The following is a 21,277-nucleotide window of genomic DNA, read 5'->3' as shown; positions in this document are numbered from 1 at the left end:
CGCGAAACCATGGGGGCCGCGCGAATTCGCGGGGTAGCGTAATCCGCGGTAGCCCGATCCCCTCCGATATCGGGCCCGGACGAAGGGGTTCGGATCATGTCAGAAGCGCACAACGCCGAGATCGCCGACCAACACACGGCCAAAGTCATCGGCGTCTCCATCGCCGCCGCGGTCGGCGGCTTCCTATTCGGGTTCGACAGTTCGGTCATCAATGGCGCTGTCGACGCCATTCAGAAAACCTTCGAGTTGAGCTTCCTCGTCAACGGATTCGCGGTGGCCGTCGCGCTTCTCGGGTGCGCGGTCGGTGCGTGGTTCGCCGGTCGGCTGGCCGACTCCTGGGGCCGCAAACGGGTGATGCTGCTCGGCTCGGCGTTGTTCATCATTTCGGCGATCGGTACCGCATACACCCAGACGCTGTGGGATCTGTTGCTGTGGCGCATTCTTGGTGGCCTCGGCATCGGTATCGCGTCGGTCATCGCTCCCGCGTACATCTCCGAGATCGCGCCCGCACGCTACCGCGGCGCCCTGGCGTCGATGCAGCAGCTGGCGATCACCCTCGGGATCTTCGCCGCGCTGCTTTCGGACACCGTGCTACAAAACAAGGCCGGCGGACCCGAGAAGGACCTCTGGTGGGGACTGGACGCATGGCGATGGATGTTCCTCGTCGGTGTTGTCCCGGCGGTCATCTACGGCCTTTTGGCACTGTCGATCCCGGAATCCCCGCGCTATCTCGTCGGACGCAACCGCGACGAGGAGGCGGCGCGCATCCTGCGGGAGGTCACCGGTGAAATCCACCCGCTCGAGCGGGTGAAGGAGATCCGGTTGACGGTCAAGCGTGAACGCAACAGTTCGCTCGCCGACATCCGTGGTCCTTCGTTCGGTCTGCATCCCCTGGTGTGGGTGGGCATCTGGCTCGCGATCTTCCAACAGTTCGTGGGTATCAACGCGATCTTCTACTACTCGACGACGCTGTGGCAGTCGGTGGGATTCTCCACCGACGACGCGTTCACCACCTCGGTGATCACCTCGGCGATCAACGTCGGTATGACGTTCGTGGCGATCCTGTTCGTCGACCGGATCGGTCGACGGGTGCTGCTGCTGTGGGGTTCGGTCGGCATGTTCATCGGACTGGTGATGGCGTGTGTAGCCTTCACCCAGGCGGTTACCACGGTCGTCGACGGTAAACCCACGACGTCACTGGCCGATCCGTGGGGGCCGCTGGCCCTCGTCGGTGCCAATCTGTTCGTCGTCGCCTTCGCCGCTACGTGGGGTCCGGTGATGTGGGTGATGCTCGGCGAGATGTTCCCCAACCGTATCCGCGGCGTTGCCCTCGGCGTGTGCACCGCGTTCAACTGGGTCGCGAACTTCATCATCTCGATGCTGTTCCCGCAGATGAGCAAGGTCGTCGGATTGGGGTGGATCTACGGGTTCTTTGCCTTCTGTGCGGCGGCGTCATACTTCTTCGTGCGATTCAAGGTCCGCGAGACCAAAGGGATCGAACTCGAGGACATGGATGCGATGGCCGACTCCGAATTGTCAGCGCTGAAAAGCAAATACGCAGCCAAGTCCGCTCGCGTCACGTAGCTCTGGGTTACTCGGCGAGCGTCCCGACGAGTAGTGCCTGCGCGGTGAAGTAGGAGGCGAGCACCCACACCTCGACGGCTCGTCGCCGCACCGGGTTGCTCATCAGATGACGGCGATTGAGGATGCTCAGATCCGAAGCGAGGAACAATAATCCGCCGATACGCAGGGTGGGTTGTCCGGTGGGTGCGGAAGCGGCGAGCGCCGACATGGTTGCCAGCGTGTTGCCGTAGGGCCCGAGGACCGACAGCAGTCGGGGTCGGTGGTAGCCGATGACCGCCGCCGACTCGGCGAGTGCGAGCATCCGCGGGGCCACCTCGCGTACCCGTGGGCGCGCTCCACGGCGCCACAACAGTGCGCAGTACGACAGCTGCGCACCGGCGAACAGTGCAGCTCCCAGTGCCAGCCGGGAATCCTTGGTGCTCAAAGGGTGAGCGAGGGGCAGACGAGTGCGCTGATCCTCCGGGGTCGTCGGTGTGAACTCCTCGGTGAGCATTGCGCGATCGCCGGCCGCCGAGCACACGACCGCAGCGCCGAGTAGCGCGTTGTCGACTGGTGCTCGTGTGTGCCACCGACGACCGACCTCGACGGCCAGCAACGCCAGCGGTACCGGTTTGGTGAGTGCGGCGGCCCGTCGCGACCCGTAGGCGCCGGTGATTGCGGCGACACCCGAGGCGAGTGCGTACGGCAGGCGCCTCACCGCATCAGGCCGGCGACGAAGTCACGGGTGTCGTTGTCCGACATCGAGGTTGCCTGGCGCTCATCGAGGGTCAGGTAGGTACGGCCGGAGACACGCCGGTCGGCGGTGCGGGCGTCGTTGATGTACTTCAGGGTCAGCGGCACAACCACATTCGGGTCCTGTAGGGTCTGTGTCATCAGCACCGGTCGGGTGAAACCGCTCGACGGCAGGGTCGACGCCGACGACAGGATGGTGGTCAGCGACGAGTTCTGGGCCAGCGGTCTGCTGAACAGCGACCCGAGCGAGAGCCCGGCCACCTCGCGCGTCAGGTCGCCGACACATAGGTTCTGCGCCTTGCCCATCCACGCACGTCCGGTGTCGCTGAGGTAGCCGTCGAGGCCGACCTCGGGGTGTGCGGCGCGGATCGCGGCAAGGGTGTACAGCGCGTCGGAAACCCATCCGGGCGGCGCTGTCAGGGTCGTGGCGGGGCCGAGATTGCTGAGCAGAGAAGCGAAGTCTGCGGGAATCGACGTCGCGGCGCTGCCACGGTAGTCGAGCTTCGAGCCCAGTGGTTGCGGCAACGAACGGGCCAGGGCGATCGCCGCCGACGCGCCTTGCCCTTCGCCGACGACGGCCCACCGGGCGGAGAGCTGATCGGAGATGTCGCGGCCGGCACGGACTGCGTCGACGATGTTCTGGGCGGTCGCGTCGACGTCGTAATACTGTGGCGTGCCGGTGGTTCCGAGGCCGGCGTAGTCGGTGCCGACGACGGCATAGCCACGGCGCAACCATGTGCGCAACGCGTCGAGGTCGGTCTCGGTCGGATGGACGGACGGGGCGCAGGCGTCGGAGAGACCCCGAGAACCGTGCGCCCACACCACGATCGGATAACCTCCGGCCGGAGCTGTCTGCGGTGGCAGGTAGAGCGATCCGGTGCTCAGATGCGCAGCACCGTCGGCGCCGACGCTCCAGTAGGTGAACTGATTGCCCTGACGTGCCCCGGCGAACAGTGTCGAGCCGGGGATCTGTCGGTTCGCGTAGACGGTTCCGGCCTGCTGTCCCGGGCTCGCCGACGGCATGCCCGTCGAGGTGGTGGCATCGGCGGTGGGACTCGCGGACGGGGTGGACTCGGTGGTGGGGCCGGAGTCCGGCGCGGCATGCGCCAGGCCGATCACCGAGCCGGTGATGCCCGCGGACACCACTACGGCGGTGGTCGCGAGGGCGGTGCCTATTCGGGTGCGTCGGGCGACCCAGCGAGGCCGACGTCGCAGGGTGATCATGACGTCGCGTCGACGATGCCGACGGCGGGCAGGAAGAAGCAGGACTGCGATCCGTTGCGAGCTGTGCCGTACACCGCGGACAGTATGGTCCCCTTGCCGGTCTCCACCGGTGCGAGCCGGATGGCGCCGAGCGCCGGGATCATCTTGGTCAACAGCGCCGCCTGCGGGTTGTCGGTCAGTGACTGCAGATCGGCGAAACCTCCCTGCAGGGTGCTGGTGTTGAACCAGGCGACCTGGATCTTGCCGTCGGTGACCGGAGAGGCCGGCACGAATGCGTATCCGGTCTGACCGTTGCCGACCAGATTGATCGGTGCCAGCGGAGGGACCTTGACACCTGGGATCATCTGCAGGATTTGACTGATCTGGGTCGTCGGCTCGGTCTTCATCGGCCACGGCCCGGCGACCGCGCCGGCTCCGGCGGTGACTAGCCCCAGTGGGTTGTCGGCAGTCGGCGCTGTGCAGAACGGTGCGATCGACGGGGTGAAGGTCTGGATACCGGCGGCACGCAGCACGGCACTCGGGTCGGTGATCGTGTCGACGTCACGGCGCGCGGAGACCGAGGAGAGTCCGCCGAGCGGCAGTTGCCCCAGCAGGCCGGTGATCTGGTCGGGGGAGATCTGGCCGAGGCTGCTCTTGACGGCCTCGGCGGCCTTGAGTGCCATCTGATCCACGCCGGCGGCCTTCATTTTGCGGACGGCGTCGGCGAGTTCGCTGTCGAGCGGAACCGCGCCGAGTTCGATCTGGTTGATCAGGCCACCGATCTGGTCGGAGGGGGAGGTAGTGGCCGTTGCGCCCGTGGTGGGGGCGTGGGTGGCCGGGGCATGCGGCGCGGGTGTCGGTGCTGCGTGTGCGAGCCCAGCGCCACCGGCCAGGGCCAGCGCGGTGGCCAGCGCGATACCGCTCGCGCCGAGACCCCATCGCCGGCGTGGGCTTCGCGCCGATGGCGTCGGGAGCGGAGGCTGCGACGCCGATGACGTCGAACGTGGCGCAATGGACATGGCTCTCCTCAGGCGGCAACTCGCCCGCAACCAGTGAGGCGAATGTGACAGATGGTGCTGAAGTTAAAAGTAAGCACGAGGGTTGTCGGATCGACAAGTCGCGAGTCCGAGTTGTGATACGCCCGCGACCGTGGGGATATGCCCGTCAGAACACGAACGCCCCGGCCGGGCGGCCGGGGCGTTGATGTCGCATCGAGAGCGCTCAGATGATCGCAATACCGATCGTCGGTGCGATCGTGCACGAGAGGATTCGGCCCTTGGTCTTGGTGGTGACGTCGCCGTAGATGGTGGAGATGATCCGGCCCTTGCCGGTGGCCGCGATCCCGGTGAACGTGCCCGGCCCCGCCGTGACATTGATCTTCTCGTTGCGCTTGAGCTGCAACTGTCCGGTGCGGCCGTTGTCGATGTTGAGCCAGCTCACCCAGAGCTTGCGAACCGGGCTGTTGACGGCCGGGCCGGTGCCGAGGCTGGTGTACACGTACCCGGCCTCGCCCCGCTTGGGTCCGGGCGCGGGCGCGACCTGCGGGCCCGCGGTCACCAGAGCCCGACCCAGGGAGTTGCCGTTGCCCGGCATGCAGCCGAAGCCCAGTGTCGGATACAGGAACTCCTGGATACGTGGAGCGTTCGGGCCCTGCGGGATCACCGGGTCACCGGGCTTGGCCACGCGGGTCTCTGCGGCCCGCTGGGTGGCGAGTTGCTGCCGTCCGGGCTCGCCGAGAAAATCGCTGATCCGCTTCCAGATGTCCTTGATCTGCGGCGGTAGCGCGGGATTATCGGCGAGAGATTGTGCCTGCCGCAGCAGGTCGGCGTTGACCTTGCCGTCCGGGCCAGGTGTGGTGACTGCACCGATGATCGCCGGTGCGAATGCTCCCAGGGAGTCGAGTGTTTGCTGATCCGGGGTCGGGGTCTGCGAGGTAGACGCCGGGCCGGCGGGTGCCGCCATGGCGACGGCGGGGATGGCGAGCGACGTCGCGATGGCCACCGCGGTGGCGGCGATCAGGCGTCGGGATCGGCTCATCGGTGCTTGCAGGCGCACGAGGCGAGGTCCTATCCAAGTCGGTGTGTGCCGAGATCATTCACGGCCCACGCTGGCGTTCTCTGGCTCCGACGTCCCCCCGACACACCCCCGAGCACTGCGGCGTGCCGAGTAACCGGACCCGGCGCTCGGTGAGCACACCGCGGACGTCGCCGGTCATTCTAAGCCCCTCGGGTGGGGCCGTGTCCAGGCAGCCTAACCTCGAAGAGCTGTGACAAGTGAGGCAATTGATACAATTGTTACTCTTGGTGTTACGCGGGCTGGGCTCGTGTGGGCACTGATCACCTGGTTAGATCAACGTGGGCGTGCAATTCGGCCGCGCGTCGGACATCGGCAGAACCGTTGACCGGTGGGTGTCCCCGCCGAGCCCGTCCACCCGATTGCCGCGTCACCGTCCAGGGGAGCCCGTGAGTCACTTCAGCGAGTCCGTGCGCAGATCCGTCCGAGGCAGCGCGTCGTCACTTCGGCGCGTGTGGGTCGCTGCCGTCGTCCTCGCCGCAGGCGCCACCTTGGTGACCGCATGCGGTGACGATGCCTCGTCGTCGGCGGATGTCGTGATGCTGACCCACGATTCGTTCAGCCTGCCGCAGTCGGTGCTCGACAGCTTCCGTACCGACACCGGGCTCAACCTGAAAATCGTGAAGTCCGGAGATGCCGGTACCCTCGCATCGACGGTGTCGCTGACCCCGGGATCGCCCAAGGCCGACGTCGTCTATGGCATCGACAACACCTTCGCCTCCCGTCCGATCGACGCCGGGGCCCTCGAGTCCTACAGCCCGCCCGCAGCCGCCGACGGCGCCGTCCAGTTCGCGGTGCCGGATTCGAACAACGAACTGACCGCCGTCGACCGCGGCGACGTCTGCCTCAACATCGACAACAACTGGTACGCGAGTCGCCGGCAGCAGCCGCCGTCCAGCGTGCGCGATCTGCGCAACCCCACCTACGCCGCGCAGGCCGCGCTCATCGACCCGAGTACCTCCTCGCCAGGAATGGCCTTCCTGCTCAGTACGATCGGGATGTTCGGCAACGACTGGAAGTCGTACTGGCAGGATGTGATCAAAGGCGGAGCTGCCATCGATTCCGGATGGGAGATCGCCTACAACCAGCAGTTCAGCGCAGGAGAGGGTAAGGGACCCAAGCCGATCGTGTTGTCCTACGCGTCGTCGCCCGCGGCGACACCGGGTACCAGCGCGCTGCTCGACGGGTGCTTCCGTCAGGTCGAGTACGTCGGAATACTCAAGGGCACCAAGAACATCACCGGGGCGCGCAAGGCCGTCGACTTCATGCTCAGCCCCGCCGTGCAGAAGGCGCTCCCGGCGTCGATGTACGTCTATCCGGTGCAGGAGAAGACGCCGTTGCCCGACGGCTGGGTCCAGCGCGCGCCGTTGCCACAGTGGACGGTCAGTATGCCGCCGAAATACGTTGCCGAGAACCGAGAGTCGTGGCTCGAGCAGTGGCGCGCCGCGGTCGGCCGTTGATCGATCCGTCCACCGAGACGACCCGCGGAGAACCGTCATCGCCGGGGCTGCGGCGTGACGGTCGGCAGACACGACGTCAGCACGCGACCGATCCGCGACGCATCGCCACGCCGGCACTGCAGGCGATCCCGATGGTGTTCCTCGGGGTGTTCTTCCTGTGGCCGGTGGCCGCCCTGACGCGTCGGGCGAGCGATGTCGGGACCGCCGGTGATTCGCCGGTCGCATTGCTCGAACGCACCCATGCGTTGCACCTGCTCTGGGTCACCCTCGGCCAGGCCGGTGCGTCCACCGTGGTCGCAGCAGTCGTAGCCGCGCCGATCGTGTGGCTCTACGCCCGACTGCCGGGATCGGGATCGGTAGTCCTCACAGTGATGGTCACCGTGCCCTTCGTCCTGCCGACGGTCGTGGTCGGGGTGGCCTTCCGGGCTCTGCTGAACGGTCCGCTCGCCGGACTCGGCATGGCCAGTGGATGGCCCGCTGTGCTCGCCGCGCATGCATTTCTCAATGTCGCCGTCATGGTGCGGGTCGTGGGTGCGGCCTGGCGTTCGTTGGACACCCGCACCGAGGAGGCGGCCCGTGTGCTCGGTGCGACCCGGACCAGGGCCTGGTGGTCGGTGGTCGCACCGCAACTTGCCCCGGCCGCCGGTGGTGCCGCCGCCCTGGTGTTCTTGTTCTGCTCCACCAGTTTCGGGGTGATCATCATCCTCGGCGGAGGGGCCCTGCGGACTCTGGAGACCGAGATCTATACACAGGCGATCGGCTACTTCCGGCTCCCGGAGGCGGTGATGCTGTCGCTGCTGCAGATCGTCGTAGTCGTCGCAGTGTTGCTGTGCACCCGGATCGTCGCCCCGGGTGGCGCGTCCGGCGCCGCAGGCGCGCGGCGTAGGCCGTCGGCGATCACCGGCATCGGATGGATGCCGGTGGTGCTGGCGTGGGCGTGGACGGTGCTGGTTCTGGTGGGACCGATTGCGGTGCTGGCGATCCGGTCGGTGCGGCCGACCGTCGGCGGATCGTGGACACTGGCCGGGTATCGGGCACTGTCCGAACCGGTGAACGGCGTGACGCCGCTGGACACGTTGCGGTATTCGCTGCTCAGCGCGATCCTTGCCATGGTCATCGCGGTGGTGGTTGGTGGCATCGCGGCGATCACCCTGCGGCGGTCACCGGGCGTCGCCGGCGTGGTGGGCAACGCGATCGCCATGATCCCGTTGGGGATCAGTGCGGTCACACTGGGATTCGGGTATCTGATCGTGTTGGCCGTCCTGCCGGCAGAGATCGCCGGATCACCGTTGGTGATCCCGTGCGTGCAGGCGCTGATCGCGATTCCCGTCGTTATCCGCATCGTCATCCCGGCGCTGGAATCGGTACCCGAGCAATTGCGTCAGGCGGCGGCGGTCCTCGGTGCCGGGCCGTTGCGGGTGTTGGGCACCGTCGATCTCCCGCTGATCGGCCGATCTCTCTGTGCCGCAGGTGGTTTCGCCTTCGTCATGGCGCTCGGAGAGTTCGGCGCGACGAGCTTTCTCGCGCGCGCCGACACCACCACCTTGCCGGTCCTGATCGGATCGGCCCTCAACCGACCGGGTGCCACCGAACTCGCCACGGCGATGGCCGCATCGATGGTGTTGGTGGTCGTCACCACTGTCGCGGTGCTCGCCGTGGAGATCTTCCGGCCCCGCTCGGGGACACTGATCTGATGCTGCACATCGAGAAACTGAGCGTCGCGTATGGGGCCGAATCGGTCGTCAAGGGACTCGATTGGTCTGTGGGCGGCCAGGATTCACTCGTCACCGCACTGCTCGGGCCGTCCGGATGCGGCAAGTCGACGTTGATCCGCGCGGTCGCCGGACTGGAGCGACCGACCGCCGGAATGATCCGTTTCGACGGGACCGATCTTGCCGAGATCGCCACCCACCGGCGGGATTTCGGAGTCGTCTTCCAAGACGGCCAGCTCTTTCCGGGACGCACGGTGGCCGCTAACATCGGCTATGGACTCCGCGTGCGGGGGTGGTCGAGAGCCGACATCGCCGCACGGGTTGTCCAGATGCTCGAACTCGTACGACTGCCTGGCGTCGAGAAACGCCGCGTCGAGTCGCTCTCGGGTGGTCAGGCGCAGCGGGTGGCGCTGGCGCGGGCGTTGGCACCGCGGCCGCGGTTGCTTCTCCTCGACGAGCCGCTGGCCGCCCTCGACCGCCGACTCCGTGACAGCCTGGCCGTGGAGATCGCCGAAATCGTCCGTGCCGCAGGCACTCCGACGATCGTCGTCACCCATGACCACACGGAGGCAGCATTGATGGCCGACTCCGTCGCGGTGATGCGCGATGGCGAGATCGTCCAGACAGCGCGACCGGCCGCTCTGTGGTCGGCGCCCAGGGATGAGTGGACAGCGCGATTCCTCGGGTGTACCACCATCATTGACGCGCACAAGGAGCGAGAAGGTCTGGCCGTCACAGTCTTCGGAGCACTTGCCGTCGATGTGCCGGATGCGGGCGCACGGTTGGGTCTGCGGGCCGAGTCGGTGCTTGCCGAGCCGGCCACAGATCCTGCCATGCAGGAGGGTGATGAGTCCTCGGGTGCATTCGGTACGGCGATGGTTGTCGCCGACCTCCCCGGAGGTCCTCGCCTGCGGGTGGCCACCGATCACGGTGAGATCGATGCGATCGGCGCCGGAGCGATCGCGGTCGGTGACCGCGTAGTGGTGCGGTTGATTCCCGACCGGGTCGCGGTGATCCGACGATGAGCCGTCGGCATGTGGTGGCCGGAGCCATCCTCGACTCTTCGGGCACGCGGATATTGCTCGCCCGACGGGCGCGACCGGCCGAATTGGCCGGTCTCTGGGAACTGCCCGGCGGAAAGGCCGAGGTGGGTGAGACCGACGAGGAAGCCCTGCGTCGTGAAGTGGCGGAGGAGCTGGGTATCGACGTCGGCGTCGAGTGTGAGCTACGCGAACGGGTGGCGCTCTCCGACGAGTTGGTGCTGATCGCCCGTTGGGCGCATGTGATTGCCGGCGAACCCGCCGCCCGTGAACATCAGGCGGTGCGGTGGGTCGGTGCGGAGGAACTGTCGACGATGTGTGAGCAGGGCTACCTGGTCCCCGCAGACGCCGTGTGGGTTCCGGAACTGGTGGCGCGGCTACGCCCCGCTTGATCCACGCCACAGCGCTCGCCAGCCCGCCGACGGCGCCCGCCATTTCGCCGACAGCGCCCGCCATTTCGCCGACAGCGCTCATGGTGTTGCCGTCGGTGCCTGCGGACGGCGTTCGGCGTAGGAATCCTGGTAGGGCCGCCCCGCCATTGCAGAGAGTTCGATCATCAGGCGGTCGGTGGCGCTCCGTAGGTCGTCGTCTGCCATTGTCTGGTCGACGGGAACTGGGAATCCGATGACGATGTCGACTCGATGCGGGCGCCACATCAGACGATCCGGGGGGTTCACACCTTCGGTGCCGCGCAAGGCAATAGGGATCACCGGCGCGCCGGTTGCCCGGGCAACCCGCATCACGCCGGTATGGCCGCGGTGCACGCGGCCGTCGCAACTACGAGTCCCTTCGGGATGAATGGCCCACGCGCCACCTCCCGACACCAAGGTGGTCGCCGTTGTCAATGAGGTCGCGGCACGGTCGCCACCGGATCGATCGATGGGAATCTGACCGGCCGCGAGAAAAAACCACCGCTGCATCCGCCCGCGCAAGCCCGGTCGGTCGAAGTAGTCGCTCTTCGCGACGAAGGTCAACCGGCGTGGAAGAACCAGACACAGAAGGAGCGAGTCGATAAAAGCGCTATGGGTGGCCGCGACGATGACCGGACCAGTCGCCGGTAGGAGATCGCGGCCGACGATCCGAGGGCGGCACGTCACCAACAATGCCGGACCGATCAGGACGTACTTGAACAGCCAATACCACATGCGTGTCCCCTGTGTTCGTCGATGGGAGGCTTGTTGGAAAGCGCGTAGACATTGTCTACTCGACACATGGTAGACAATGTCTACATGACCAACGCCAAAGGGAGGCCTGCCGACACGACACGTTCTCGTCTTGTGGCCGCAGGAGTGGAGTTGCTCGAGAGTGATGGGCTCACAGCACTGGGGGTGCGGGCGATAGCAAGGAGCGCGGGTGTGTCACACGGTGCCCCACGCCGGTACTTCCCGACGCATGCGCAACTCGTGGCCGCCGTCGCTCGTAGCGGACTCGACGATCTTGGTACGGAGATCGCACCGGTACTGCGAGACCGCTCAACACCTCCGCGGGATCGACTCGTCTCCGCGGCGAGCGCGTACATCGGCTTTGCCCAACGCCGGCGCGCGATGTTTGAGCTTATGTTCCGCCACGACATTCTCGTCGGGTCCGGGGCCGACCTGCGATCGCTATCGCTACCCATGATCGCCGAATTGCACTCAGTCGTTGCGGAATTCGTCGGTGATCAGTATTCGTGGACCGCCACCGTTCGTTTCTGGATGTCCATTCACGGGTTGGCCGTGCTGGTGGCCAACCGTGCTCTTGAACCGATGGCAGCGTTGATCGAGATCGACGTTGAGGCGCTAGTGATCGACGCGGTCGACGCCGTTGGGTAGGCGCGCTGGGTGCTCACAGCGCTGTCGGTGTCGGGACGGGCGCTGTCGGCGATAAACCGGGCGCTGTCGGCGTCGGGACGGGCGCTGTCGGCAAATAGACCGGGCGCTGTCGCGGTAGAGGGGGTGCTGTCGGCGCGGGATACCGTCAGGCAGCCCGTGCCTTCTTGAGTGCCTTGCCGAGTTCCTTCTTGCTCATCGAGTCGACGTCGAGTTTGCGCATCCGAGCGATGACGACCGGACAGCGTACGCAGCGGGTCTTGGAGCGACAGCACTTCTTTTTGGGCTTGAGGTCGGCGATCTTTGCCGGGTTTTTCGTGCCCATGCGGTGACGCTAGCACCGGCCGTTCACCCACGGACACTCCGCTGTGATCGCGGTCTCTCCCGTGGACCCGATACGCTGTTAGCCGTCGTCAGTCTGCCGGCGCCGGTCCCGCGTGCGCCGAGTGACCGCCCCCGTACACGAAAGAGATCTCAGTGAGCCCTGCTCCCAACTTCCGCAACGTCGCGATCGTCGCGCACGTCGACCACGGCAAGACCACGTTGGTCGATGCGATGCTCCGACAGTCCGGGGTGTTCGGCGAGCGCGCCGAGCTCGTCGACCGTGTGATGGATTCCGGTGACCTGGAGCGAGAGAAGGGCATCACCATCCTCGCCAAGAACACCGCGGTCCACCGTCGTCAGCCCGACGGCACCGAGGTCGTCATCAACGTCATCGACACCCCGGGCCACGCCGATTTCGGCGGTGAGGTCGAGCGTGGTCTGTCGATGGTCGACGGCGTCGTGCTGCTGGTCGACGCTTCCGAGGGCCCGCTGCCGCAGACGCGGTTCGTGCTACGCAAGGCGCTCAGCGCGTCGTTGCCGGTGATACTCGTGGTCAACAAGACCGACCGTCCCGATGCCCGTATCGCCGAGGTCGTCGAAGAAACCCACGATCTGCTGCTGGATCTGGCTTCCGACCTCGACGAGGAAGCCGCGTCGGCGGCCGAACAGGTGCTCGACCTGCCCGTCCTCTACGCCTCGGGCCGTGCCGGTATCGCCTCGACCGAGCAGCCAGCCAACGGTGAGGTGCCCGACGGGGAGAACCTCGATCCCTTCTTCGATGTCCTGCTCGAGCACGTGCCCGCCCCCAAGGGCGATCCCGAGGCGCCGCTGCAGGCCCATGTGACCAACCTCGACGCGTCGCCGTTCCTGGGTCGCCTCGGACTCGTGCGTATCCACAACGGCACCCTGAAGAAGGGGCAGACCGTCTCCTGGTGCCGTGCGGTCACCAAGGAGGACGGGACGCTCGAGCCGGTCATCGAACGCGCGAAGATCACCGAACTGCTGGCCACCGTCGGCGTCGAGCGCAGTCCGGCCGAATCCGCCGTCGCCGGTGACATCGTTGCGATCGCGGGCATCCCGGAGATCATGATCGGCGACACCCTCGCCGACGCCGAGAATCCGGTCCCGTTGCCGCGCATCACCGTCGACGAGCCGGCGATCTCGGTCATCATCGGCACCAACACCTCGCCGCTGGCCGGTCGGGTCAAGGGCCACAAGCTGACCGCGCGCATGGTCAAGGATCGTCTCGACACCGAGCTCATCGGCAACGTCTCGCTGCGCGTTGTCGACATCAACCGGCCCGACGCCTGGGAGGTGCAGGGCCGTGGTGAGCTCGCGCTGGCCATCCTGGTCGAACAAATGCGCCGCGAGGGCTTCGAGTTGACCGTCGGCAAGCCGCAGGTGGTGACCCGTCGGGTCGACGGCAAGGTGCACGAGCCGTTCGAACACCTCACCATCGACGTACCCGAGGAGTACCTCGGCGCGGTGACCCAGTTGCTCGCGGCCCGTAAGGGGCGGATGGACCAGATGAACAACCACGGCTCTGGCTGGGTGCGTATGGAGTTCACCGTGCCCTCCCGCGGCCTGATCGGCTTCCGCACCGACTTCCTCACCGAGACCCGTGGTACCGGTATCGCCAATGCGGTCTTCGACGGGTATGCCGCATGGGCCGGCGAGATCCGCGCCCGGCACACCGGGTCGCTGGTCAGTGACCGTGCGGGTACCGTCACGCCGTTCGCGATGATCCAGCTCGCCGACCGCGGGACGTTCTTCGTCGATCCCGGCGACGACACCTACGAGGGCCACGTCGTGGGCATCAACCCGCGCGCGGAGGACCTCGACATCAACGTGACCCGTGAGAAGAAGCTGACCAACATGCGGCAGTCGTCGGCCGATGTGATGGAGACCCTCGCCAAGCCGATGCATCTCGAGCTCGAGGGCGCGATGGAGTTCTGTGCCGCCGATGAGTGTGTCGAGGCGACTCCCGAGGTGGTGCGGGTGCGTAAGGTGCATCTGGATGCCACCACCCGAGCCCGTGAGCGTTCGCGCGCCAAGACGCGGGATGCCGCGGCGGGCTGAGTCCCGAACGTGCTCGGGTGAACGTGGTCGTGGTCTGGGGGTGAGTGGATTCGTGATGGACGTGGGATGTGAGCGGTCGAGGCGGCGTCGCGCGACGCATTCGGCCGGGCGATCACTCCTGCTCGTCCTCACGGTCCTGGCGGCGGTGCTCGGCTCCGCGGCGTGTACCGCCAACCCGCCGCCGCCCGTGCGGGACACCGCGAGCCCTCAGACGCCGACCGAGTATCCCGACGGCAAGACCATCTACATCGCCACCGATTCGATCGGCACGGGCTTCAATCCGCATCTTGGCGCCGATCAGAATCCGGTCACCACGGCCATCGCCGCGATGACTCTGCCCAGTGCGTTCCTTCCGATGCAGACGCCCGACGGTGTCGTGTGGCGACGCAACGACGCTCTGGTGACCTCGGCGGAGGTCACCTCCACCCAGCCGTTCACAGTCACCTACCGCATCCACACCAATGCGCAGTGGTCCGACGGTCTGCCCGTGACCGGAGACGATTTCAACTACCTGTGGCAGCAGATGTCGCGACAGCCGAATGTGGTGGCGCCGGCCGGCTATCGGTTGATCGACTCGGTTACCTCCAGTGCGGGGAGCAAGGTCGTCGAGGTCCGGTTCGCCCGGCCCTATCCGCGGTGGCGGGAACTATTCACCAATCTGCTGCCCAGCCATGTGCTTCGTGGCACCCCGGCCGGCTTCCAGACCGGTATGGACTCGGGAAAGCCGGTGTCGGCCGGTCCTTTTCAGATCTTTTCCCTCGACCCCACCCGTGATGAGGTGCGGTTGATCCGCAACGACCGCTACTGGATGACGCCATCGAAACTCGATCAGGTGGTGTTGCGCCGAGCCGGTACCGACTCGCAGATGATCGACTCGATCCGCTCGGGTGGCTCGGCGCTGGCGACCGTCGGCGCGGGCCCGGCGACCGCGGCCGAGCTCACCGCGGTACCTGGGGTGACCGATCAGCGCGGGCCGACTTCGCGGGCCCTCACGGTCAGTGTCAACGCACGAACCCCGGTAATGAATCGGGTGGAGGTCCGGCGCGCGATCCTCGGCATGATCGACACCAACCTCGCCACGCTTGCCGGCGCCGGAGAATGGGTGGTGCAGCAGTACGCCAACACCGTGTACGCACCGTCGGACCCGGGATACTTCCCGGTGAACCGTCCACGCCCGGCTCCGCAGGCGATCGACGATCTGCTCGCCGCCGCGGGATACAAGCGCACGCCACCCGCCCCGGAATCCCCGACATCCGGCGCTCCGAGCCCATCGACTTCCGCCGGTCCAACGACTTCCGTCGGTCCAACGAGTTCGGCGGGTCCGTCGAGTTCGGTGAGTCCGCGGAGCTCGTCGGCACCGAGTAGTACCCCGACAGCGGCGGAGCCCAGTGTCGCCCCGGTGCCCGACGGTGTCATCCCGTTCGAGAAGGATGGCCAGGATCTGACGGTTCGGGTCGGGGCGATCAGCGGTGACCCCCGGGCGACGTCGGCCGCGGCGAACATCGTCGATCAACTGCGGTCCGCCGGTGTCCGAGCCGGGGTGGTGTCTCTGCCCAACAGTGACCTCTACGGCGTTGCGCTGACCGATTCCCGCGTCGATCTGGTCGTCGGATGGACGGGGCTCGGCGTGCCCCCGGCGGCGGCGCTGGCCTCGCAGGTCGACTGCGATCAGCCCAAGCCCGGGACCGCGCCGTCGCTGTCGACACCCCCGACGCCCACCAGCGTCGCACCCAGCCAGGACGCGTCGGGTGCGACCACCGTGTACGCCAGCAACATCTCCGGGGTGTGTGATCCCGCGCTGATCTCCCTTGCCCGCGATGCACTCTCGGCCGACGACCCGACGCCGATGCTCGCCGAGGCCGAACCATTGCTGGCAGATCAGGCGATCTACCTGCCGCTCTATCAGGACAGCATGCTCGTGGGGGTGACGCCGGCGGTGACCGGTGTGCCGCTGTCCGGGCCGATTCAGACCTCCATTTACGGCACCGCCGCCACCTGGGACATCACATGACCGAACCGTCCGAGTCGGCAGGCCGCCGACTGCTGCTACTGCACGCCCACCCCGACGACGAGACCATCATGACCGGTGGCACCATCGCCCGATATCTCGACGAGGGGGTCGACGTGCGGGTGGTCACCTTCACCCTGGGTGAAGAGGGCGAGGTGATCGGCGACCGTTGGGCTCGACTGGTCGCCGACGGCGGTGCCGATCAGCTCGGCGGCTACCGCATCCTCGAATTGACCAGGGCGCTCGAGGCGCTCACCCCGCCCGGTCGCCCGCCGCTGACCCCGCGATTCCTCGGCGGCGCCGGACGCTGGCGCGACTCCGGGATGGCCGGGACACCGTCGGCGGAGCACCCGCGCGCGCTGGCGCAGGGACCGTTCGACACGGTCGTCGCGGCGCTGGCCGACGAGATCGCCGAGTTCGATCCGCAGGTGGTCGTCACCTATGACGCCGCGGGGACCTACGGACACCCCGACCACATGACGGTGCACGAGGCATCGGTGGCCGCGGTACCGATCGCCTCGGGGCGGACCGGAACCGACTACCTGGTGTACGAGTCGGTCACCGAGGCGAGCGCACTGCGCGCCGGTCTTGCCGCGGCGGCCGACCGCGTCCCCGACGGCTGGCGGATGCCGCATGACGCCGAACTGCCCAGCTATCCCGACAACCGGATCACCACCGCCATCGACATCGGTGGGGTGTACCAGCGCAAGGTCGACGCCCTGGCTGTACACGCGACGCAGGTGACCGTGGCGCCCTCGCGGACCGAATACGCCTTGTCCAACAACATCCTCGCGCCGATCTTCGACGTCGAGCACTTCATCTTGCGCAGCCAGGCAGCAGAGGGGTCCTCGAACCCCGCACCGAACGAGCCCACCGCTCGCAACAGCGATCTGTTCACCCCGCAACGCCGTCCCGCACAGGCGCGACCGTGACCCGCGCGCTCGACCGCTTCCTCCTCGCGATGCTGGTCGTCGACGGTGTCGTGGTTGGACTGGGATCGGTCGCGTTCTGCTACCTGCGGGTGTGGGGGCAGCCCGTTCCGGCCGTCGCCATCGTCGCGGGCCTGGTCAACGCGATACTGCTGTGGCTGGCGGCGCGCACCACCGAATCGCCGCTGAGATTCGCGCCGTTGACCGCGTGGGTTCTGGTCCTGCTGGTCGCGGCGTTCACCGGTCCGGGCGGTGACGTGGTGCTCTACCTCGGCGGTACCACCGTTCCCGCGACGCTGATGTTGGTCCTGTTCGGACTTGGCATCCCGGTGGCACTGATCTGGTCGGGACGGCTGCCACGTCCAGACGTGTGAGCACCCCGAGCCGACTCGGGCGCCGGTGGGCTGCGGCTAGAGTGGGTCCATGGTGTTGCGCGCGTGGGCGACCGATCGACGGGCGCCCGTCGAGCGGGTCGCCGCGGCGCTGGAGCGATTGTCTACCGCCCCGGTAGGGACGTCGGCCGACCTCTGCGAGGAGGAGTGGATCGCGCTGCTCGGCGCCGACGGCGATCTCCTCGACGAGCTGTGCGCGCACGCCGACGCGGCACGCCGTGCGGTTACCGATCCCGAGGCCCTCACCTATGTGGTGAATCGCAATCTCGACACCGCGGTCGCCGCGAGCCTGACCGCCGAACCGTCACTGGAGGATCTGGTCGTCGAGGCCCACGAGCTCGGGGCGACCGAGATCTGCATGCAGGGGCCACTACCCGCCGATGCCCCGGCCGAGGGATACCTGAACCTGATCGAGCGGATCACCGCCGCGGCGCCGGTCCATCTGCACGCCTACCGCCCACCGGAGATCCGCGACGCCGCCGCCCGCCTGGGCATCGACGTCGAGGAGTTCCTGCGCCGCGCACGCGGCGCCGGACTCGGTTCGGTGCCGGGAACCGCGGCGCAGATCCTCGACGACGAGGTCCGTGCCGTCCTCGCACCGTCCGGGGCCGACCACGCCCGCGACCGATGGATCGAGGTCATCACCGCAGCGCACGAGGCGGGACTGTTTTCGACGGCGACGGTGTTGTACGGGCATGTCGAAACGCCGGGCCACGTTCTCGCCCATTTGCGGACCCTGTGCGGGATCCAGTCGCGTACAGGCGGGTTCAGTGAGCTCATCCTGATGCCGATGGTCGCCGACAACACCCCACCCCACCTGCGGTCGGCGGCGGAGGCGATCGCCTCACGCCGCGAGACGCGGGCGATTCACGCCGTCGCGCGGCTGGTCACCCTGGGTCGGTTCGACCACATTCAGGTCGCCTGGACCAAGCTCGACGCCGACGTCGTCGACGAGGTGCTGCGGGGCGGGGTTGACGATATCGGCGGAATGCTCCTCGACGGCACGATCATGCCGTCGGCCGGCCCTGAGGCCGGTCGCCTCCTCGACGCGGATACCCTCGCCGGATTCGCCGAGCGCGCCGGCCGCACGCCGGTCCAGCGGACCACCGCCTATCGGCAGCCCGGCGGTCGGCCGATCCCGCACCGGGCAGGCCGGTGACCGCGGGCGCACCCCACGTCGACGTCGCGATCGTCGGGGCGGGATTCGCCGGGCTGGGCATGGCCACGCATCTGGCACGGCGCGCGAAGGAATCGTTCGTGGTCCTCGAACGCGCCGACGCCGTGGGCGGAACCTGGCGTGACAACATCTATCCCGGCATCGCCTGCGACATCCCCGGTCACCTCTATTCGTTCTCGTTCCGTCCTCCCGCCGACTGGTCGGCGGTCTATCCCGCCGGCGCCGAGATCCGCGCCTACCTCGACCGGCTCGTCCAGGACGAAGGACTTGCCGACCACATCCTTCTTGGTCGCGAACTCGCCAGTGCCACATGGGATGCGCAGAGTGCCCGATGGCATCTGGTTACCGAGTGCGGCGAGGGTGCGCAGTCGCTGACCGCTCGAATCCTGTTGCTGGCCGTGGGCAGGTTGTCGGAGCCGAGAATCCCCGACATCGAGGGCCTCGACGACTTTCCGGGGACCGTGGTCCACACCGCCGCCTGGGAGCCCGACCTCGATCTGGCAGGCGCCCGGGTCGGGGTGGTCGGTACCGGGGCGTCGGCGATCCAGATCGTGCCGCATGTGGCCGACCGCGCCGCTGAGCTCGTCATCTTCAGCCGCACCCCGCCCTACATCGTGCCGCGCGAGGATCGTCGACTCGACCCCGCCGAGCGGGCAGAGCTCGTAGACCCGCAGCGGGCAGCCGCACACCGGAACGAACTGCTGCTCAACGCCGACGCTGCGTTCGCGCAGCGGCTGCGTCGCCGTCCCGACATCGACGAGATCCGGGCGCGGGCATTGAGGCATCTGTGCGCGCAGATTGCTGATCCGGTGCTGCGTGCCGAACTCACCCCAGACTACGAGATCGGTTGTAAACGAATCCTTCTCAGTGACGATTTCTATCCTACTTTGTTGCGTGAGAACGTCGTCTTCGAGCCGGGGTCGCTCGACTCGGTCGTCGAATCGAAGGCGCGGGCGTCCAGCGGTCGCAGTCATGAACTTGACATCCTGGTCATGGCAACGGGTTTCGAGACGGCGCGGCCGCCGGTCGCCACGCGCGTGCACGGCCGGGACGGCGAGTTGCTCGCCGACCACTGGCGGCACGGCATGATCTCCTACGCCTCGACCGTGGTGGCCGGCTTTCCGAACATGTTCGTGCTCGACGGCCCGAATGCGGCTCTCGGCCACAATTCGGCGATCTACATGATCGAGACGCAACTCGATTACGTCGTCGGCGCCCTCGATCACATGACCGAGGCGGGGATTGCCGCACTCGAGGTCACCGCGGACGCCGAGGCCGCATACACCCGGGAGATCGACGACCGGAGTTCCGATACGGTGTGGTTGACCGGTTGCGACAGTTGGTATGTCGATCCCGAGAGTGGTCGGCTGACACTGCTGTGGCCGGGTACGGCGTTGTCGTTCCGCGAGCGCAACGGCACGTTCGATCCGGAGCCGTTTGTCACCCGATCCTCAGTGGCCACCACCAGCGAGCGAGGGGAGTGAGCACTGATGCCGTCCATGAGCATGGTCGAGGCACTCGATGCCGCGATGAGCGCCGAGGTCACCGACGTCGAGGTGGCGAGCACCCTGTTGTCGGCGTCCGGCGCCGATCTGCATGCGCTGCAACGAATCGCCGCCGATCTCCGCGATGAGGGACTCGCGGCTGCCGGACGATCCGGGCAGGTCACCTACTCGCGCAAGGTGTTCATCCCACTGACCACACTGTGTCGCGACCGATGCCACTACTGCACCTTTGTGACGATCCCAGGGAAGCTCGCGCGGGCCGGTGCGGGGATGTACCTCGAGCTCGACGAGGTCGTCGACATAGCGCGCAAGGGCGCCGAACTCGGTTGCAAGGAAGCATTGTTCACTCTCGGTGACCGGCCGGAGGATCGGTGGCCGCAGGCCGCGCAATGGCTGTCCGAGCGTGGTTACACCTCCACGCTGGATTACCTTCGCGCCGCCGCGATCGCGGTCCTGTCGCGCACAGGGTTGTTGCCGCACTTGAATCCGGGTGTGATGAGCGCCGAGGAGATGACCGCCCTCCGCCCGGTCGCCCCGTCGATGGGCATGATGCTCGAGACCACCTCGCGCCGACTGTTCACCGGGAAGGGTATGCCTCATTACGGCAGCCCAGACAAGGATCCGCTGGTACGACTGCAGGTGTTGCGTGACGCGGGCGCGGTCGGGATTCCGTTCACCACTGGAATCCTCGTGGGCATCGGTGAAAGTCTCCCCGAGAGAGCGCAATCGTTGCTTGCGATGGCCGAGATCGCCGCTGCCGGCGGGCACATTCAGGAAGTGATCGTGCAGAACTTCCGGGCCAAGCCGGACACCGCGATGCGTGGTACCCCCGATGCCGAGATGACCGAATTCCTCGCCGCGGTCGCGACCGCGCGGATCGTGCTCGGTCGGCACATGCGGATTCAGGCGCCGCCGAACCTGGTGTCGGCGGCCGAATGCGAGGCACTCATCGCTTCCGGCGTCGACGACTGGGGTGGGGTGTCACCGTTGACGCCCGATCACGTCAATCCCGAACGCCCGTGGCCCAACCTCGACGCGCTCGCCGACCTCACCGCGGGCGCAGGATTCACCCTGACCGAACGTCTCACCGCGCAGCCGCCGTACATCCTCGACGCGTCGTCGTGGATCGACCCGGCACTGCATGAGCACGTAGCGGCACTGAGCGATCCGCACAGCGGTCTGGCTGCCGATCGGATTCCGTCACCCCGGACGTGGTCGGCGGTGGCGTGAGCGGTCTGGCTGCCGATCGGA

At 67.2% G+C, this 21,277-nt stretch carries 19 protein-coding genes; 13 read left to right on the top strand and 6 right to left on the bottom strand.

Annotated features, from left to right (window positions below; translation table 11 throughout):
• Positions 1–96: 96 nt before the first annotated feature.
• Positions 97–1,584: a sugar porter family MFS transporter gene (locus EF294_RS09960; RefSeq protein ID WP_123928934.1), complete on the top strand. Its 1,488-nt coding sequence runs from the start codon at positions 97–99 to the stop codon at positions 1,582–1,584.
• Between the two features lie 7 nt (positions 1,585–1,591).
• On the opposite strand, the gene EF294_RS09955 is transcribed toward EF294_RS09960, so the two are convergent.
• From EF294_RS09955 to EF294_RS09940, 4 genes are all read right to left on the bottom strand, one after another.
• On the bottom strand, positions 1,592–2,281 hold the full coding sequence (locus EF294_RS09955) for a lysoplasmalogenase family protein (protein ID WP_123928931.1): 690 nt from the start codon (positions 2,279–2,281) through the stop codon (positions 1,592–1,594).
• Complete coding sequence (locus tag EF294_RS09950) at positions 2,278–3,540, bottom strand: alpha/beta hydrolase family protein (protein WP_123928928.1); 1,263 nt, start codon at positions 3,538–3,540, stop codon at positions 2,278–2,280. The genes EF294_RS09955 and EF294_RS09950 overlap by 4 nt, the downstream gene beginning before the upstream one ends.
• The gene (locus tag EF294_RS09945; protein WP_123928925.1) at positions 3,537–4,538 is read right to left on the bottom strand and encodes a hypothetical protein; all 1,002 of its coding nucleotides are present in this window, start codon (positions 4,536–4,538) and stop codon (positions 3,537–3,539) included. The genes EF294_RS09950 and EF294_RS09945 overlap by 4 nt, the downstream gene beginning before the upstream one ends.
• Before the next feature lie 202 nt (positions 4,539–4,740).
• The gene (locus EF294_RS09940) at positions 4,741–5,556 is read right to left on the bottom strand and encodes an Rv1157c family protein (protein WP_123929083.1); all 816 of its coding nucleotides are present in this window, start codon (positions 5,554–5,556) and stop codon (positions 4,741–4,743) included.
• Between the two features lie 425 nt (positions 5,557–5,981).
• On the opposite strand from EF294_RS09940, the gene EF294_RS09935 reads away from it, so the two are divergent.
• The 4 genes from EF294_RS09935 to EF294_RS09920 are packed head-to-tail and all read left to right on the top strand — an operon-like array spanning position 5,982 to position 10,196.
• Positions 5,982–7,052, top strand: coding sequence for a thiamine ABC transporter substrate-binding protein (locus tag EF294_RS09935; protein WP_123928922.1), 1,071 nt, complete (start codon positions 5,982–5,984; stop codon positions 7,050–7,052).
• Positions 7,028–8,746 carry an ABC transporter permease gene (locus tag EF294_RS09930; protein ID WP_123929081.1) on the top strand — a complete coding sequence of 573 codons (1,719 nt, stop codon included), beginning with the start codon at positions 7,028–7,030 and terminating at the stop codon, positions 8,744–8,746. The genes EF294_RS09935 and EF294_RS09930 overlap by 25 nt, the downstream gene beginning before the upstream one ends.
• A complete protein-coding gene (locus EF294_RS09925; RefSeq protein ID WP_123928919.1) occupies positions 8,746–9,789 on the top strand; it encodes an ABC transporter ATP-binding protein in 1,044 nt (347 codons plus the stop codon). The genes EF294_RS09930 and EF294_RS09925 overlap by 1 nt, the downstream gene beginning before the upstream one ends.
• Positions 9,786–10,196: a (deoxy)nucleoside triphosphate pyrophosphohydrolase gene (locus tag EF294_RS09920; protein ID WP_185091018.1), complete on the top strand. Its 411-nt coding sequence runs from the start codon at positions 9,786–9,788 to the stop codon at positions 10,194–10,196. The genes EF294_RS09925 and EF294_RS09920 overlap by 4 nt, the downstream gene beginning before the upstream one ends.
• Positions 10,197–10,274: 78 nt before the next feature.
• On the opposite strand, the gene EF294_RS09915 is transcribed toward EF294_RS09920, so the two are convergent.
• Positions 10,275–10,949, bottom strand: a complete 675-nt coding sequence (locus tag EF294_RS09915) for a lysophospholipid acyltransferase family protein (RefSeq protein WP_123928916.1) — start codon at positions 10,947–10,949, stop codon at positions 10,275–10,277.
• A gap of 66 nt (positions 10,950–11,015) precedes the next feature.
• On the opposite strand from EF294_RS09915, the gene EF294_RS09910 reads away from it, so the two are divergent.
• The gene (locus tag EF294_RS09910) at positions 11,016–11,615 is read left to right on the top strand and encodes a TetR/AcrR family transcriptional regulator (protein ID WP_123928913.1); all 600 of its coding nucleotides are present in this window, start codon (positions 11,016–11,018) and stop codon (positions 11,613–11,615) included.
• Between the two features lie 145 nt (positions 11,616–11,760).
• Here EF294_RS09910 and EF294_RS21410 read toward each other — a convergent pair whose 3' ends face one another.
• Positions 11,761–11,937, bottom strand: coding sequence for a hypothetical protein (locus tag EF294_RS21410; RefSeq protein WP_185091017.1), 177 nt, complete (start codon positions 11,935–11,937; stop codon positions 11,761–11,763).
• Between the two features lie 152 nt (positions 11,938–12,089).
• Between EF294_RS21410 and typA the strand changes: the two genes are divergently transcribed.
• Genes typA through cofG form a run of 7 tightly spaced genes read left to right on the top strand, consistent with a single transcriptional unit; the run spans position 12,090 to position 21,256 of the window.
• The gene (gene typA, locus EF294_RS09905; RefSeq protein WP_123928911.1) at positions 12,090–14,015 is read left to right on the top strand and encodes a translational GTPase TypA; all 1,926 of its coding nucleotides are present in this window, start codon (positions 12,090–12,092) and stop codon (positions 14,013–14,015) included.
• 55 nt (positions 14,016–14,070) lie between these two features.
• Positions 14,071–16,026 carry an ABC transporter family substrate-binding protein gene (locus tag EF294_RS09900; protein WP_123929077.1) on the top strand — a complete coding sequence of 652 codons (1,956 nt, stop codon included), beginning with the start codon at positions 14,071–14,073 and terminating at the stop codon, positions 16,024–16,026.
• Entirely contained in the window at positions 16,023–16,955 is a 933-nt protein-coding gene (gene mshB / locus EF294_RS09895) for an N-acetyl-1-D-myo-inositol-2-amino-2-deoxy-alpha-D-glucopyranoside deacetylase (RefSeq protein WP_123928908.1), read from the top strand. The genes EF294_RS09900 and mshB overlap by 4 nt, the downstream gene beginning before the upstream one ends.
• Positions 16,952–17,326 carry a facilitated glucose transporter gene (locus EF294_RS09890; protein WP_123928905.1) on the top strand — a complete coding sequence of 125 codons (375 nt, stop codon included), beginning with the start codon at positions 16,952–16,954 and terminating at the stop codon, positions 17,324–17,326. The genes mshB and EF294_RS09890 overlap by 4 nt, the downstream gene beginning before the upstream one ends.
• 49 nt (positions 17,327–17,375) lie before the next feature.
• Entirely contained in the window at positions 17,376–18,503 is a 1,128-nt protein-coding gene (locus EF294_RS09885; RefSeq protein WP_123928902.1) for an FO synthase, read from the top strand.
• The gene (locus EF294_RS09880) at positions 18,500–20,005 is read left to right on the top strand and encodes a flavin-containing monooxygenase (RefSeq protein ID WP_123928899.1); all 1,506 of its coding nucleotides are present in this window, start codon (positions 18,500–18,502) and stop codon (positions 20,003–20,005) included. The genes EF294_RS09885 and EF294_RS09880 overlap by 4 nt, the downstream gene beginning before the upstream one ends.
• A 6-nt stretch (positions 20,006–20,011) precedes the next feature.
• Positions 20,012–21,256, top strand: a complete 1,245-nt coding sequence (gene cofG, locus EF294_RS09875) for a 7,8-didemethyl-8-hydroxy-5-deazariboflavin synthase CofG (RefSeq protein WP_123928896.1) — start codon at positions 20,012–20,014, stop codon at positions 21,254–21,256.
• The last annotated feature ends 21 nt before the right edge of the window (positions 21,257–21,277 follow it).

It is taken from the genome of Gordonia oryzae, from assembly GCF_003797185.1.
Lineage (GTDB): Bacteria > Actinomycetota > Actinomycetes > Mycobacteriales > Mycobacteriaceae > Gordonia > Gordonia oryzae.
This window is presented reverse-complemented; position numbering and strand designations above follow the sequence as displayed.

Bases quoted from the DNA above. Each gene is read 5' to 3' on its own strand.
- EF294_RS09960 (WP_123928934.1), top strand. From the start codon at position 97: ATGTCAGAAGCGCACAACGCCGAGATCGCCGACCAACACACGGCCAAA.
- EF294_RS09950 (WP_123928928.1), bottom strand. From the start codon at position 3,540: ATGATCACCCTGCGACGTCGGCCTCGCTGGGTCGCCCGACGCACCCGA.
- EF294_RS09945 (WP_123928925.1), bottom strand. From the start codon at position 4,538: ATGTCCATTGCGCCACGTTCGACGTCATCGGCGTCGCAGCCTCCGCTC.
- EF294_RS09940 (WP_123929083.1), bottom strand. From the start codon at position 5,556: ATGAGCCGATCCCGACGCCTGATCGCCGCCACCGCGGTGGCCATCGCG.
- EF294_RS09925 (WP_123928919.1), top strand. From the start codon at position 8,746: ATGCTGCACATCGAGAAACTGAGCGTCGCGTATGGGGCCGAATCGGTC.
- EF294_RS09920 (WP_185091018.1), top strand. From the start codon at position 9,786: ATGAGCCGTCGGCATGTGGTGGCCGGAGCCATCCTCGACTCTTCGGGC.
- EF294_RS09915 (WP_123928916.1), bottom strand. From the start codon at position 10,949: ATGTGGTATTGGCTGTTCAAGTACGTCCTGATCGGTCCGGCATTGTTG.
- EF294_RS09910 (WP_123928913.1), top strand. From the start codon at position 11,016: ATGGTAGACAATGTCTACATGACCAACGCCAAAGGGAGGCCTGCCGAC.
- EF294_RS21410 (WP_185091017.1), bottom strand. From the start codon at position 11,937: ATGGGCACGAAAAACCCGGCAAAGATCGCCGACCTCAAGCCCAAAAAG.
- EF294_RS09900 (WP_123929077.1), top strand. From the start codon at position 14,071: ATGGACGTGGGATGTGAGCGGTCGAGGCGGCGTCGCGCGACGCATTCG.
- mshB (WP_123928908.1), top strand. From the start codon at position 16,023: ATGACCGAACCGTCCGAGTCGGCAGGCCGCCGACTGCTGCTACTGCAC.
- EF294_RS09885 (WP_123928902.1), top strand. From the start codon at position 17,376: ATGGTGTTGCGCGCGTGGGCGACCGATCGACGGGCGCCCGTCGAGCGG.
- cofG (WP_123928896.1), top strand. From the start codon at position 20,012: ATGCCGTCCATGAGCATGGTCGAGGCACTCGATGCCGCGATGAGCGCC.